This is a genomic window from Rhodococcus sp. SORGH_AS_0301, from assembly GCF_030818285.1.
Taxonomy (GTDB): domain Bacteria; phylum Actinomycetota; class Actinomycetes; order Mycobacteriales; family Mycobacteriaceae; genus Rhodococcoides.
In genome coordinates, this window is record NZ_JAUTAC010000002.1 from 2,042,454 (window position 1) to 2,057,291 (window position 14,838).

The window sequence follows — 14,838 nt, forward strand, 5'->3', positions numbered from 1 at the left end:
AAAAGCGGCGCACCGTCAGTGTCGGAGTTCGGCTCCCACCGCCGTCGCCGCTGCCGCGACGGCGGCATCGCGAGCGGCACTCGCCTCGTCCTCGGTCAAAGTACGGTCGGCCGCTCGGAACCGCAGGGCGAAAGCCAGCGACTTCCGGCCGGCACCGACCTGATCGCCGGAGAACACGTCGAAGACACGAATGTCCTCGAGGAGTGGGCCCGCCCCGGACACCAGAGCCGACTGCACGGCGGCGGCCGGGACGGACTCGTCGACGACGACCGCGACGTCCTGCAGCACGGCGGGGAACGGCGAGATGGACGGCGACGGCAGCGGCTCGCGGGTGGGAACGCGATCGAGGTCGATCTCCACCGCGCAGGTCCGCGGCGGCAGACCGGCGCGCTCGAGGACACCGGGATGCAGCTCACCCGCGTGCCCGACCACGACACCGTCGACAACGACTTCGGCACACCTGCCCGGATGCCACGGAAGGTACTGGGCGGACCGGAGTTCCACCTCGACACCGGACGCGCTCGCGATCGTCCTCGCTGCGCTGAAGGCATCGGTGGCGTCGGCAGGACGGCCGGGGGCCCCACGGCCCGGGTGCCGTCACCGCACCGGTCAGGACGACGGCAGCGTGCAGCGGCTGCACCGGCAACGACTGCTTCAGAGCGTCGATCTCGTCCTCGGTGGGACGACGGTCGACGGCGAGCGCATCGATCGGGCGCGTGCCCTCGCCCGGTTCGACGACCTGCGCGACGGCGAACAGCGCCAGATCCCGCTGTCCGCGCGAGACGTTGCGCTGGGCGATCTCCAGGAGGCCCGGGACGAGAGTGGTCGCCAGTTCGGGTCGGTCCGCCTCCAACGGATTGAGCACCCGCGTGGTCACCCGGCGCGGATCGTCCGCGTCGAGTCCCCAGACGTCGAAGACCCCGGCCGGCAGGAACACGGGCGCGAGGACCTCGACGTGCCCCGTGTAGGCCAGTGCCCGACCCACCGCCCGGCGACGACGCTGGGCGGCGGTGAGTCCGCGGCCCGCGGGAGCGTGCGGCAGGACGGACGGAATGGACTCCAGTCCCTCGAGTCGCAGCACCTCCTCGACCAGGTCGGCGGCCTGACGGAGGTCGGGACGCCACGTCGGCGGCGTCACTACGGCCACCCCGCGCCCGGCCTCGGACACGTCCACGACGACCTCGCACCCGACCTGGGTGAGGCGGCGCACCGCGGTTCCGCTCGGATAGGTCACACCCGCCACCCGGTCCGGCAGGTCGAGATCCATGGTCACGGTGTCGGACACCGTCGGTGCACCGATGTCGGTGAGCAGCGGCTCCACCCGGCCGCCCGCGATCGAGGCCAGCAGTGCGGCGGCACGGTCGAGCGCGCGCACCGGGAGAGCGGAGTCCACCACTCGTTCGTAGCGACGGCTGGCCTCACTGGGCAGCCGGTGACGGCGCGCGGTGCGGAACACGGCGAGCGGGCTCCAGATGGCCGCCTCGAGCAGGATGTCGGTGGTCTCGTCGCCCACCTCGGTGGATGCGCCACCCATGACACCGGCCAACGACACCACGCCGGACTCGTCCGCGATGACGACGTCCTCCGGGTCGAGGGTGCGCACGGTGTCGTCGAGGGTGCGGAGCGTCTCCCCCGCCTCGGCCCGGCGGACCACCAACCCGCCCGAGAGCGCGGAAGCGTCGAACGCGTGGAGTGGTTGGCCCAGTTCGAGCATGACGTAGTTGGTGACGTCGACCGCGGGCGAGATGGGTCGCACCCCGGACAGCAGCAGCCGCCGCTGGATCGTCCAGGGGGTCACCGCCGCCGGATCGATGCCCACGACGCGGCGCGCGGCGAAACGGGTGGCACCCGACTCGGAACGGACGTCGACGGGCCACGCCTCGCCCTCGGAGGCGGCCGCGGACACGACGGGCTGCGGGGCGTCGGCGGGATCGACGAAGTCCACGTCGAAACCGCACGCCAGTTCGCGGCCGAGACCGCGCACGCTCAGGGCGTATCCGCGATCGGGCGTCACATTGACGTCGAACACGGTGTCGTCCATGCCCAGAACGGCGAGTGCGTCGTCGCCGGGCTCGGCCGTGCCGGCAGGCAGCACGAGAATGCCGGAGTGATCCGAACCGATACCGAGCTCGGACACCGAGCAGATCATGCCGTCGGACGTGCGCCCGTACGTGGACCGCGCGGCGATGGCGAACCCGCCGGGCAGAACACTGCCGGGAAGTGCGGCCACGATGAGGTCGCCCTCCGCGAAGTTCCGTGCACCGCACACGATTCCGCGGGGCTCCGCCTCGCCCACCTCGACCAGGCAGAAGCGGATCGGCTTCTTGAACTCGGTCAACTCCTCGATGGACTGCACACGGCCGACGACCAACGGGCCCGTGATCACAGGAAGGGGGATGACGTCCTCGATCTCGAAGCCGACGGACACGAACCCCGCGTCGAGCTCGTCAGCAGTGACGCTCCACTCGGGAGCGGCCTTCCGGACGACCTCGGTCAACCAGGACTGGGGCACTCGCACGACTTCTCCACTCTCTCTGTCTGAATGCTTGTCTGCAGGGGCCGAGCGTCAGCCGGCCACGCCGAAAGGCAGGCTGAACCGCACGTCGCCCTCGACGATGTCGCGCATGTCGGGAATGTCGTTGCGGAACTGCAGCGTTCGCTCGAGGCCCATACCGAAGGCGAACCCGCTGTAGATCTCCGGGTCGACGCCACAGGCGCGCAGCACGTTCGGATTCACCATGCCGCAGCCACCCCACTCGACCCAGCCCGCTCCACCCTTCTTGCGGGGGAACCACACGTCCACCTCCGCGGACGGCTCGGTGAACGGGAAGTAGTTGGGGCGCATCCGGGTCCGCGTCTCCGGGCCGAACAGCGCACGCGCGAACGCGTCGAGCGTGCCGCGGAGATTGGCGAGCGTGAGCCCCTTGTCCACGGCGAGTCCCTCGACCTGATGGAAGACGGGCGTGTGCGTCGCGTCGAGTTCGTCCGTACGGAACGTACGCCCGGGGCACACCACGTAGATCGGCAGGTCGCGCTCGAGCATCGACCGCACCTGCACCGGCGAGGTGTGCGTGCGCAGCACCTGACGAGATCCCTCGGGCGCGACGTGGAACGTGTCCTGCATCGTCCGCGCGGGATGGTCGGGCAGGAAGTTGAGCGCGTCGAAGTTGAAGTGCTCGGTCTCCACCTCCGGGCCCTCGGCCACCTCCCACCCCATCGCCACGAAGACGTCGGCGACCTGATCGGCGATGACGGTGATGGGATGGCGGGCACCCACCGGGCGGCGGACGGACGGCAGGGTCACGTCGATCGCCTCGGCGACGAGCACGGCCGCGTCACGTTCGGCGAGCAGCACCTCACGACGATCGTCGAACGCGATCCGCACGCGGTCACGCGCCACCTTGACCCGCTTGCCGGCGTCGGCCCGCTCGGCCTTCGGTAGCGAGCCCAACGCGCGCTGTGCGAGCGCGAGGGGCGCCTTGTTCCCGATGTGGTGGATCTTGGCCTCGGACAGAGCGTCGATGTCGGACGCGGCGGCGAAGGCGGACTCGGCCTCGGTGACGGCTGCGTCCAGCGCCGCGTCGGTCAGCGCCTCCGCGTCGGCAGCGGCCTGATCGGCCTGCGCTTCACCCTCGTTGCGCTCCACGTCCACACACTCCATCGTCTCGATCGGCGAGCACCTCTGTCGCGGTGCTCCTCACGGTCGCCGGGCAGAACCCGGCGGGGAAAGCCTAGGCGGTGCCCCCGCGGCGCTGCACCCGCGCACCGGCGTACAGACACACGGCGGCCGCGGTGGCGAGGTTGAGACTCTCGGCGCGGCCGTGGATGGGAATGCGCACCCGGTGATCCGCAGCAGCCGCGACCTCGCGGGACAGCCCGTGCGCCTCGTTGCCGAACACCCAGGCGGTGGGCCCGGCCAGCGCGTCGTCGGCGTCGTCGAGGTCCAGTTCACCGTCGACGGTAGTCGCCAGCAGACTGGCGCCGGTCGCACGGACCGCGTCGAGTACCGCCGTCACCGAACGCTCCCGTGCGACGGGGAGATGGAAGAGACTTCCGGCGGACGCGCGGACGCTCTTGCCGTTCAGCGGATCGACACTGTCCCCGGCGAAGATCACCGCGCCGGCGCCGGCGGCGTCCGAGACGCGCAGGATGGTGCCCGCGTTGCCCGGCTCGGAGATGTCGACGACGACCGTCACGAGTGACGGGTTCGCGGCCAACGCCTCGGCCAGGGAGACGACGACGGACGTGCACACGGCCACGATTCCCGGCGGCGTCACGGTGTCCGACAGCGATTTCGCCGCGCGCTCGGTCATCAGCTGCGGCTGCGCACCGGCCGCGGCCGACGCCTCGAGCAGTCCGCGGTGCTCGTCGAACCAGCGCTCGGTGGCGAACACCTCGCGCACGACACCGGCGGCGACCGCCTCGGTCACCGCGTTCTCGCCCTCCGCGAGGAAGAGGCCGGTTCGCCGACGTTCGACGCCGCGCTGCAGCTTGACAGCCGAAACGACCCGCGGAGTCCGCTCGGTGAGCGGCGCCGCGGGTCGTGACGGAGTGTCGTCGAAGCGCCTGATCAGGCTGCTTCTCCGGCCGGTGCGTTGATGTCGGCAGGCAGTGCCGCCTTGGCGATCTCGACGAGTGCGGTGAACGCCGCAGCGTCGGAGACCGCGAGCTCGGCGAGGATCTTGCGGTCGACCTCGACCTCGGCGATCTTCAGACCCTGCACGAAACGGTTGTACGTGATGTCGTTCGCCCGAGCTGCCGCGTTGATACGCGTGATCCACAGCTTGCGGAAGTCACCCTTGCGAGCGCGGCGATCGCGGTACGCGTAGGTGAGCGAGTGGAGCTGCTGCTCCTTCGCCTTGGTGTAGAGACGCGAACGCTGCCCGCGGTATCCGCTGGACGCCTCGAGAATCGAACGACGCTTCTTCTGGGCGTTGACCGCCCTTTTCACGCGTGCCACTGGTGAATCCTGTCGTAGTGGGGCCTAGGGCCCGGGTGGGAAAGAGATCAGAGACCGAGAAGCCGCTTGACGCGGGGAACGTCGTTGGGGCTGACGACGGCCTTGCCGTCGAGGCGACGCGTCACGCGCGAGGACTTGTGCTCGAGCAGGTGGCGGCGGCCGGCCTTCTGGCGCAGGATCTTTCCGCTACCGGACACCTTGAATCGCTTCGCGGTGCCGCTGTGAGTCTTCGACTTGGGCATGAGTCCTCAGTTCTGTTACTTCGGTCGGTGGTGCTGGTGGATCCGAACGCTCAGGCGCTCGGTGTGGCTGGTGCCTGCGGCGTCGCCGGCGTCTGCGGAGCAGCGGGTGCCGGCGGTGTCGCCTCGGCGGCGGGTGCAGCAGTCGGCGCGGAGGCCGGCGGCGGCACGGTGGCGCGCGGTGCGTTGGACGCCTCCGCTGCCTTCGCCCTGGTCTTGGCGCCCTTGTGCGGAGCCAGGACCATCGTCATGTTGCGGCCGTCCTGCTTGGCCGAGGTCTCGACGAAGCCGTGCTCGGCGACGTCGGCGCCCAGGCGCTGCAGGAGGCGGTAACCGAGTTCGGGCCGCGACTGCTCGCGTCCACGGAACATGATGGTCACCTTGACCTTGGACCCGGCCTCGAGGAAGCGGACGACATGGCCCTTCTTCGTCTCGTAGTCGTGGTCGTCGATCTTGGGACGAAGCTTCTGCTCCTTGATGACCGTGAGCGTCTGGTTCTTGCGCGACTCACGAGCCTTCTGCGCGGCTTCGTACTTGAACTTGCCGTAGTCCATGATCTTGCAGACCGGCGGACGGGCGTCGGGTGCGACCTCGACGAGGTCGAGATCGGCTTCGACAGCCAGGCGGAGTGCATCTTCAACACGCACGATCCCCACCTGTTCACCGCCAGGTCCGACGAGTCGGACTTCGGGAACTCGGATGCGATCGTTGATGCGGGTCTCAGTGCTGATGGGGCCTCCTCGGTAGTGCGGTGACGGATGGTGGTGCTCGACCCGATGCGGTGCGCCGTCCTACGCGCTCCACACCGGCGCTCGTGCTCTCCGTCTACCTCGACACCGTGGCCACCCGATTTGTTCCCGCGGGAACCTTCCGAACGACGAAAACCCCGTCGCTCACGATCGAGATCGCGAGCAGCGGGGTCCGGTACCGACCGGTCGACGGATGTCACCATCCGCGGGCCACCTCGTCTCGTCGACGAAGCGCACCACTTCCCGATGTGGCTGGGAAGGACCGGAACCACTGCCCGGCGAACCGTGCGGTGGTGGGAGTCGGACTCCACTTGCTGCCTCCGGGTTCCGCATCCGTGCCCGGCACTCACGCGCCGACACGGACACACCTGAAGGCGGTCGTGGAAAGAAGAATAACACCAGGTGCCCTCGCGGACCGAATCCGTCCGGTCACGCACCGGGCGGGGACGTCGGTGTCGGCGCATCGTGGCATCGTCTGATGTCATGACGACCCCCGATGATGCCGTTCAGGCCGGTGCTCCACAGGTGGAGGGCGATGCGCCGCAGCTCGAGCCGGACGTGCGTGAACTGGCCGACGTCCCTGCGATCGAGGTCATCAGCCGCGCCGCGGTGATGCTCATGAGCTCCGCCGCCGAGAAGCTGGGACTCTCGGACGCGGATCCGTCCGACAGCCCCCACCTCGACCTCGACGAGGCGCGACGCGTGATCACCGCACTCGCCGGACTGGTCACGGCCTCCGTGGAGTACCTGGGGCCGCACGCCGGCCCCATCCGCGAAGGGCTGCAGGCGCTGCAGAAGGCGTTCCGCGAGCAGTCGGCGCACCCGGACGCGCCCGGCGCCGGGCCCGGCGAGAAGTACACCGGGCCCGTCCACTGACCGTCACGCGACGGCCCGGTCAGGAGACCGCGACAGGCTCGCGCTTGCGGGTCCGCTTGACCGGGACCGGTGGGGTCGAGGCGGCGTCGAGAGACTCCTGCAGGAACTTGCCGGTGTAGCTCTCGGGCACGGCGGCGATCTGCTCGGGAGTGCCCTCGGCCACCATCGTTCCGCCGCCGGATCCGCCCTCGGGTCCCATGTCGATGACCCAGTCGGACGTCTTGATGACGTCCAGGTTGTGCTCGATGACGATGACGGTGTTGCCCTTGTCCACCAGACCGTTGATCACCAGCAACAGCTTGCGGATGTCCTCGAAGTGCAGACCCGTGGTCGGCTCGTCGAGGATGTACACCGTGCGTCCCATGGAGCGCTTCTGCAGCTCTGCGGCCAGCTTCACACGCTGCGCCTCGCCGCCGGACAGCGTGGTGGCCGGCTGCCCCAGACGGACATAGCCCAGGCCCACCTCGTTCAGCGTCTTGAGGTACCGGTGGATCGAGGTGATCGGTTCGAAGAAGTCGGCCGCCTCCTCGATGGGCATGTTCAGCACCTCGGCGATGGTCTTGCCCTTGTAGTGGACCTCGAGCGTCTCCCGGTTGTACCGGGCACCGTGGCACACCTCGCACGGCACGTAGACGTCCGGCAGGAAGTTCATCTCGATCTTCAGGGTGCCGTCACCCGAGCACGCCTCGCACCGGCCGCCCTTCACGTTGAAGGAGAACCGACCCGGCTGGTAGCCGCGGATCTTGGCCTCGGTCGTCGCGGCGAACAGTGTCCTGATCTTGTCGAACACCCCGGTGTAGGTGGCCGCGTTGGACCGCGGCGTACGGCCGATGGGTGACTGGTCGACCCGGACCAGCTTGTCCAGCTGGTCGAGGCCGTTGACGCGGGTGTGCCGACCGGGTACCTGACGAGCGCCGTTGAGCTTGTTCGCCATCACCGTCGCCAGGATGTCGTTGACCAGCGTGGACTTGCCCGATCCCGACACCCCCGTCACGGAGGTGAGCACTCCCAGCGGGAAGCTGACGTCGATGTCCTGCAGGTTGTGCTCCCGGGCACCGATCACGGAGATCTTGCGCTTGGGATCGATCGGGCGACGTACCGCCGGGACATCGATGGCCGAGCGACCCGAGAGGTACGCCCCGGTGAGGCTCTCCGCGTTGGTGAGAAGCGTCTCGTAGGTTCCGCTGTGCACGACACGTCCGCCGCGCTCACCGGCGAGCGGGCCGATGTCGACGACCCAGTCGGACGTGCGAATGGTGTCCTCGTCATGCTCGACGACGATGAGCGTGTTGCCGAGGTTGCGCAGCCGCGTGAGCGTGTCGATGAGCCGGCGGTTGTCCCGCTGGTGGAGGCCGATGGACGGCTCGTCCAGCACGTACAGGACTCCGACGAGACCACTGCCGATCTGCGTCGCGAGGCGGATGCGCTGCGCCTCGCCGCCCGACAGCGTTCCTGCCGCGCGCGACAGCGTGAGGTACTCGAGTCCCACGTCCAGCAGGAAGCCGAGGCGGGCCTGGATCTCCTTGAGCACCTGGCCGGCGATGGCCTCCTCACGCGGACCGAGCGTCAGCGTGTTGAGGAAGTTCGAGCACTCCGAGATGGACAGTGCACACACGTCGGCGATGGACTTGTCCCCGAAATCGCCCGCGGCGATGGTCACGGACAGGATCTCGGGGCGCAGGCGGGCACCCTCGCACACCGGGCAGTCGACCTCCCGCATGTAGCCGTCGTAGCGCTCCTTCATCTGCTCCGACTCGGTCTGATCCATCCGACGGTGCAGGAAGGGCATGACGCCCTCGAACTCGGCGTAGTAGGACCGGGTGCGTCCGTACCGGTTCTTGTAGCGGACGTGCACCTGATGCTCGCTGCCCTCGAGGACGGCACGCTTCACCTTGGCCGGCAGCTTCCGCCACGGGGTGTCGATGTCGAAGCCCATGGCGTCGGCGAGCCCGGACAGCAGCCGGCCGAAGTACTCGGACGTCTGGCCCATGGACCACGGCGCGATGGCGCCGTCCGCCAGGCTCAGATCGGGGTCCGGAACCACCAGTTCGGGGTCGACCTCCTTGCGGATGCCGAGTCCCGCACACTCGGGGCACGCGCCGTAGGGCGAGTTGAACGAGAACGCGCGGGGTTCGAGTTCGTCGACGGACAGCGGGTGCCCGTTGGGGCACGCCAGACGCTCGGAGAACCGGCGCTCACGGTCGGCGGCGTTCTCCTCGCGGTCGACGAAGTCGAGCACCAGGATGCCGTCGGCGAGGCGCAGCGCGGTCTCCACCGAGTCGGTGAGTCGCTGCTTGGACGACGCCTTGACGGTCAGGCGGTCGACCACCACCTCGATGTCGTGCTTGTCCTGCTTCTTCAGCTTGGGCGGATCGGTGAGCTGGTGCACGGTGCCGTCGACGCGGATACGCGAGTAACCCTGCGTGTTGAGCTGCTCGAAGAGATCGACGAACTCGCCCTTGCGGGTGCGCACGACGGGAGCGAGCACCTGGAAACGCAGGCCCTCCTCCATCGCGAGTACCTGGTCGACGATCTGCTGGGGCGACTGCTTGGCGATGCGCTCACCGCACTGCGGGCAGTGCGCCGTGCCGGCGCGTGCGTAGAGCAGGCGCAGGTAGTCGTAGACCTCGGTGATGGTGCCGACCGTGGACCGCGGGTTGCGGTTGGTCGACTTCTGATCGATCGAGACCGCGGGCGAGAGGCCCTCGATGAAGTCGACGTCCGGCTTGTCCATCTGGCCCAGGAACTGGCGCGCGTAGGCCGAGAGCGACTCGACGTAGCGGCGCTGACCCTCGGCGAAGATGGTGTCGAACGCCAGGCTCGACTTGCCCGACCCGGACAGACCGGTGAACACGATGAGACTGTCCCGGGGCAGATCGATGTCGACGCCCTTGAGATTGTGTTCGCGTGCGCCCTGCACTACCAGGCGATCCGCCACGGTTGTCCTCTCCTTCGTCACGGCCCACGGCCGTGCAACGTGCTGCGTCGACTCTCTCGTCGACCGCGTGAACTGCCCACTCTTCGTCGGACATGTCGTGTTCGGACACGACAGGCTTCGACGACCATATGCCCGAGGTCCGACAGACTCGACCGGCCGACGGGCTCCGCGCCCGGCTCACGACCGGTCATCGTGGGTAATCTCACGCTCATGACCGAGAATGCACCGACGATCTCCGACGACTACACCGGCGAGGTGTCCGTGGGGACGGGCTCGCAGCGCCGGACCCTGTCGCACGCCACGATCGTGAAGACCTCGGTGGGCCCGATGGACAACAACGCCTACCTCGTCGTCTGTTCCCGGACGGGCCGATCGCTGCTCGTCGACGCCGCGAACGACGCTCCGACGCTGCGCGCCGTCGTCGACCACGTGGCACCCGAGGTCTCGCTGATCGTCACGACGCACCAGCACTTCGACCACTGGCAGGCGCTCGAGGACGTCGCATCGGCGACGGGCGCCCCGTCGGCGGCACATCCGCTCGATGCGGAACCGCTCCCCGTCGCCCCCACCCGCCTGCTCGACGACGGCGACTCCGTGCAGGTCGGCGACGTCACCCTCGACGTGATCCACCTCCGCGGCCACACTCCCGGGTCGATCGCGCTGGCGCTCACGGACCCCGAGAGCGGCGTCGTGCACCTGTTCACCGGCGACTCGCTCTTCCCCGGCGGCGTCGGCAAGACCGACGGAGAGGCGAACTTCGTGTCGCTGCTGGACGACGTGGAATCGCGGATCTTCGGTCGCTACGACGATCGAACGGTCGTCTACCCGGGCCACGGCAAGGACACGACGCTGGGCTCGGAACGTCCTCACCTTCAGGAATGGCGGACCCGCGGCTGGTGATCCGTCACCACGATCCGGTCCCCCGCCCGCCCCGCGATTCAATCGCCGGGGCGGGGGGTATGGATACAGTTCGAGAGCGTCACATGCATGTCATGGGCGTGAACAACCGCACTCGTGCAGCCAGAGCAGTCCCCCACACCACAGCCGCAACGCAGGAGGCTCAGTGATTGTCCGCCGGATCGCCCGACCGATGCTCGCATCCATCTTCATCGCAGGAGGCGTGGATGCGCTGCGCAACCCCGCCGGAAGGGCTCAGGCCGCGAAGCCTCTGATCGAGAAGAGCCAGGACGCCCTTCCCGACGAGGTGACGCAGAACGTTCCCTCCGACCCCGAGACGCTGGTCAAGATCAACGCCGCGGTGCAGATCGGCGGCGGATTCCTTCTCGCGACCGGTCGGGCGCCGCGCCTCGCGTCCACCGTGCTCGCGGGCAGCCTCGTCCCGACGACCCTCGCGGGTCACTCTTTCTGGAACGAGACGGACCCGCAGGCGAAGGCGCTGCAGCGCACCCAGTTCATCAAGAACGTCAGCCTCCTCGGCGGCCTGCTCATCGCCGCCGTCGACACCGAGGGCAAGCCGTCCGTCGCCTGGCGCGGTCGCAAGGCGGCCAAGTCGGCCAAGGTCGCCGTCGCCGGCGCCCTCCCGCTGGTGTCCTCCTCGGACAGCTCCGAGACGCTCGCCCACGCCGGCGAGCGCGCCAAGGAGCTCGCGGGCGTCGCCGCCGAGCGCGCACAGCCGCTCGTCGAGATCGCCTCGCAGCGTGGCGCCGAGCTGGCGGACGTCGCCCAGGATCGTGGCGGCAAGCTCGCCGAGCTGGCGAAGGAGCGCAGTGCCAAGTGGGCCGATCTGGCCGCGGCACGCGCATCCGAGTTCGCCGACGTCGCCCAGGATCGCGGCAGCAAGTACGCCGAGATCGCCGCGTCCCGCGGTGCCGAGCTGGCCGAGAAGGCCAAGGCCGACGGCAGCGATCTGGCGGAGAAGTACGGCAAGAAGGCCCGCAAGCAGGCCAAGAAGTCCGGCAAGGACGCGCGCAAGCAGTTCGACGCAGCGCGCAAGGAGTACAAGAAGCAGTACAAGTCCACCAGCAAGGACGCGCAGAAGCAGTTGCAGGCCTCGCTCGAGGACGCCGAGAAGCGCGCCAAGGAGGCACGGGCCCGCGTCGAGGGCACGGTGCACCAGTACCTCTGATCTTTTCCCCGCAGCACACGGCCGGTGTTCCCGAGAGATCGGGGGCACCGGCCGTTGCCGTCGGGAGCCCGTAGACTTTTCTGGCGCTTCCGTGCGCCGCCGAGAGGTGCACGACCGCCCTCGTCACCCCGCCCCACTCGCGTACAGGAGACCATGTGCCGGATCAGGGCACCCCGACAGATCTGCACGACGCCGACCTCGATCAGGAACAACAGCGCGTCACCCTGCTCTACGACCGCCTCGACGCTCTGCGGACCTATGCACGGTCCCGGCTCAGCGCCGTCCTGCTCCAGACGGGCGGGACACCGCAGGCGCGCAGCGAACGCGAGTCCTACTCGGCTCTCTACAACGACGACATCGCGAAGTACGACGCGTCCGAGAACGGTCTGTGTTTCGGCCGGATCGACGTCGAGGACGACGCGCCGCGCTACATCGGCCGTGTCGGCATCCTCGACGAGGACGACGACTACCAGTCGTTGCTCTACGACTGGCGCGCCCCGCTGGCCCGCCCGTTCTATCTCGCCACGCCCGCCGCCCCCGAGGGCGTCGTACGCCGTCGCCACATCCGGACGCGCAGTCGACGCGTCACCGGGGTGGCGGACGAGTACCTGGACCTCCGGACGGCGCAGGACGCCGGCGTCGCCACCGGATCGGACGGTGTCGCCGGTGAGAGTGCTCTGCTGTCCGCGCTCAACGCCGCACGCACGGGACAGATGAACGACATCGTCGAGACCATCCAGCGCGAGCAGGACGACATCATCCGGTCCACGCATCGCAGCGTCCTGGTAGTGCAGGGTGGTCCCGGCACCGGCAAGACGGCGGTGGCCCTGCACCGCGCCGCCTACCTGCTGTACACGTACCGCAAGCAGCTGGACAAGAGCGGCGTGCTGATCATCGGACCGAACAGCACCTTCCTGGACTACATCGGCCAGGTGCTGCCCTCCCTGGGCGAGACGGGGGTGCTGCTGTCGACCATCGGGGATCTGTACCCGGGTGTCGACGCGAGCCGCGAGGACTCCGCGCGCGCGGCGGAACTCAAGGGCTCCCTCGACATCGTCGACGTCCTGATCGCCGCCGTGCGCGACCGTCAGGAGCTTCCGCCGGAGCCGGTGTCGGTCGACTTCGACACCTACACATTGCGGATCGACCGCAAGATGGTCACGCGCGCACGGGGACGAGCGCGGTCCTCGCGTCGACCCCACAACCTCGCTCGACCGATCTTCGTGTCCACCATGATCGATCTGCTCGCCGACCAGTTCGCCGCCATCGTGGGCGGTGACGTGCTCGACGGGTCGAATCTGCTGAGCCGTGACGACATAGCCGATATCCGCGACGAGATGCGGGAGAGCCCCGAACTGATGGGTGCGATCGGCGCACTGTGGCCGGAGCTGTCCGCCCAGGACGTTCTCGCCGGGCTGCTGGCCTCGGCCGAACGGCTGCGGACGGCCGCACCGGGGTGGGACCCCGAGGACCGTGCCGCCCTCGAACGGTCGGACGACGGACGCTTCAGCGGTGCCGACGCTCCCCTGCTCGACGAGCTCGCCGAGCTCCTGGGTATCGACGACGCCGCGGAACGCGAACGGGAACAGCGTCGCTGGCGCGCCCAGATCGAGGACGCCCAGGGCGCTCTCGACATCCTGACCGGATCGGCACCGCAGGATCTCGAGGACGAACTCGATCCGGAGATCCTCATGGCGTACGACCTCATCGACGCCGACAGACTCGCCCAGCGTCAGGGGCACGGACGCCGGTTGACGGCGGCCGAACGCGCGGCCGGCGACCGCACGTGGACCTACGGCCACGTCATCGTCGACGAGGCGCAGGAACTCTCGCAGATGGCGTGGCGGATGGTCATGCGCCGCATACCCAATCGATGGATGACCCTCGTGGGCGACGTGGCCCAGACGGGCGACACGGCGGGTGCCTCGTCCTGGCAGGACGTCCTGGGCCCCTATGTGGCGCAACGGTGGAAGCTGACCGAACTCACCGTGAACTACCGCACCCCCGCGGCGATCATGGAGATCGCCCGGCGAGTTCTCTCGACGCTCGACCCGGCCGCATCGATCCCGCGGTCGGTGCGGGACAACGGTGAGACGCCGTGGGCGCATCGAGTCACGGAGGACGATCTGGTGTCGGCGGTCGAACGCCACGTCGCCGCGCATCCGCGCCCGGGGATGTCGGCGGTGCTGGCACCCGCGGACATCGCCGCGCGGCTCGCACACCTGGGGGCCGACGACGTCCGGGTGTGCACGGTGCGCGACGCGAAGGGACTCGAGTTCGACTCGGTGCTCATCGTGGAACCCGCACGGATCGTGGACGACTCGGCCCGCGGCCTGAACGATCTGTACGTCGCGCTCACGCGCGCGACACAGCGGCTGGGAATCGTCCACACATCGCCGCTACCGGACGTGATGGGACCCATCGCCCCCGTGACGCAGTGATGCCGTCACGGCACGAACGGATCGTGCCGTGACGGCATCCAGCGGTGGTTCGAGCGTCAGTGCGTGGTGTGCACGATCAACACGTCGCAGCGCGCCTTGCGAGCCGCATCGGACGGAACCGAGCCGAGCAGGCGGCCGGTGAGCGAGTTCAGTCCACGGTTTCCCACCACGAGCAGATCCGCCTTCACCTCGCCGACGAGCTCGAGCAGCGAGTCGACGGGGTTGCCCACCACGGGACGCTCCTCGATCGACGAGGCGCCGGCCGCCACCGCACGCTCCCGCGCGACACGCAGAATCTCCTGTGTCGGAGCGGATCCCGTGATCTGGTACGCGTCGTCCTTCAGTGCGTCCGCGTCCTGCGAGGACGCCTTCGAGTCCGCCGGGTAGTACGCACACGCGATGTAGAGCGTCGCGGCGGAATCGCCCGACAGCGCTGCCGCCTTCTCCACGGCCCGCAGTGACGAATCGGAGCCATCGGTTCCGACGACGACGTTGCGGTAAGCGCTCATACATTCCTCCAGTGGTCATGTCCCGACGATCATCGAGTGT

Annotated in this window: 11 protein-coding genes and 1 pseudogene; 4 read left to right on the top strand and 8 right to left on the bottom strand. The window is 68.9% G+C overall.

The genetic code is table 11. The features are described 5' to 3' along the window. Window positions 1-15: 15 nt before the first annotated feature. The 6 genes and pseudogenes from pheT to infC form a co-directional block, all read right to left on the bottom strand. Window positions 16-2,518, bottom strand: a pseudogene (gene pheT / locus QE397_RS10185) (phenylalanine--tRNA ligase subunit beta). A 48-nt stretch (window positions 2,519-2,566) separates the two neighbouring features. Then, window positions 2,567-3,646 (bottom strand): phenylalanine--tRNA ligase subunit alpha, encoded by a 1,080-nt coding sequence (gene pheS / locus QE397_RS10190; protein WP_307093169.1) that lies wholly within the window; start codon window positions 3,644-3,646, stop codon window positions 2,567-2,569. Between the two features lie 85 nt (window positions 3,647-3,731). Continuing rightward, window positions 3,732-4,571: an RNA methyltransferase gene (locus QE397_RS10195; RefSeq protein ID WP_037186780.1), complete on the bottom strand. Its 840-nt coding sequence runs from the start codon at window positions 4,569-4,571 to the stop codon at window positions 3,732-3,734. Further along, window positions 4,571-4,960, bottom strand: a complete 390-nt coding sequence (gene rplT, locus QE397_RS10200) for a 50S ribosomal protein L20 (RefSeq protein WP_027506746.1) — start codon at window positions 4,958-4,960, stop codon at window positions 4,571-4,573. The genes QE397_RS10195 and rplT overlap by 1 nt, the downstream gene beginning before the upstream one ends. A gap of 47 nt (window positions 4,961-5,007) precedes the next feature. After that, window positions 5,008-5,202, bottom strand: a complete 195-nt coding sequence (rpmI, locus tag QE397_RS10205) for a 50S ribosomal protein L35 (protein ID WP_027506747.1) — start codon at window positions 5,200-5,202, stop codon at window positions 5,008-5,010. A gap of 50 nt (window positions 5,203-5,252) precedes the next feature. Further along, the gene (gene infC, locus QE397_RS10210; protein WP_082544654.1) at window positions 5,253-5,930 is read right to left on the bottom strand and encodes a translation initiation factor IF-3; all 678 of its coding nucleotides are present in this window, start codon (window positions 5,928-5,930) and stop codon (window positions 5,253-5,255) included. Between the two features lie 501 nt (window positions 5,931-6,431). Between infC and QE397_RS10215 the strand changes: the two genes are divergently transcribed. Further along, window positions 6,432-6,824, top strand: coding sequence for a DUF1844 domain-containing protein (locus tag QE397_RS10215; RefSeq protein ID WP_231476444.1), 393 nt, complete (start codon window positions 6,432-6,434; stop codon window positions 6,822-6,824). 19 nt (window positions 6,825-6,843) lie between these two features. Here the strand turns inward: QE397_RS10215 and uvrA are convergent, their stop codons facing one another. After that, the gene (uvrA, locus tag QE397_RS10220; RefSeq protein WP_307093172.1) at window positions 6,844-9,762 is read right to left on the bottom strand and encodes an excinuclease ABC subunit UvrA; all 2,919 of its coding nucleotides are present in this window, start codon (window positions 9,760-9,762) and stop codon (window positions 6,844-6,846) included. A gap of 210 nt (window positions 9,763-9,972) precedes the next feature. On the opposite strand from uvrA, the gene QE397_RS10225 reads away from it, so the two are divergent. The 3 genes from QE397_RS10225 (at window position 9,973) to QE397_RS10235 (ending at window position 14,289) form a co-directional block, all read left to right on the top strand. Next, window positions 9,973-10,662 carry an MBL fold metallo-hydrolase gene (locus QE397_RS10225; RefSeq protein ID WP_307093174.1) on the top strand — a complete coding sequence of 230 codons (690 nt, stop codon included), beginning with the start codon at window positions 9,973-9,975 and terminating at the stop codon, window positions 10,660-10,662. A 163-nt stretch (window positions 10,663-10,825) separates the two neighbouring features. After that, entirely contained in the window at window positions 10,826-11,848 is a 1,023-nt protein-coding gene (locus QE397_RS10230) for a DoxX family protein (RefSeq protein WP_222627019.1), read from the top strand. A gap of 155 nt (window positions 11,849-12,003) precedes the next feature. Continuing rightward, window positions 12,004-14,289 (top strand): ATP-binding domain-containing protein, encoded by a 2,286-nt coding sequence (locus QE397_RS10235; protein ID WP_307093179.1) that lies wholly within the window; start codon window positions 12,004-12,006, stop codon window positions 14,287-14,289. Between the two features lie 56 nt (window positions 14,290-14,345). On the opposite strand, the gene QE397_RS10240 is transcribed toward QE397_RS10235, so the two are convergent. Beyond that, complete coding sequence (locus QE397_RS10240) at window positions 14,346-14,798, bottom strand: universal stress protein (RefSeq protein WP_027506754.1); 453 nt, start codon at window positions 14,796-14,798, stop codon at window positions 14,346-14,348. Window positions 14,799-14,838 lie beyond the last annotated feature (40 nt).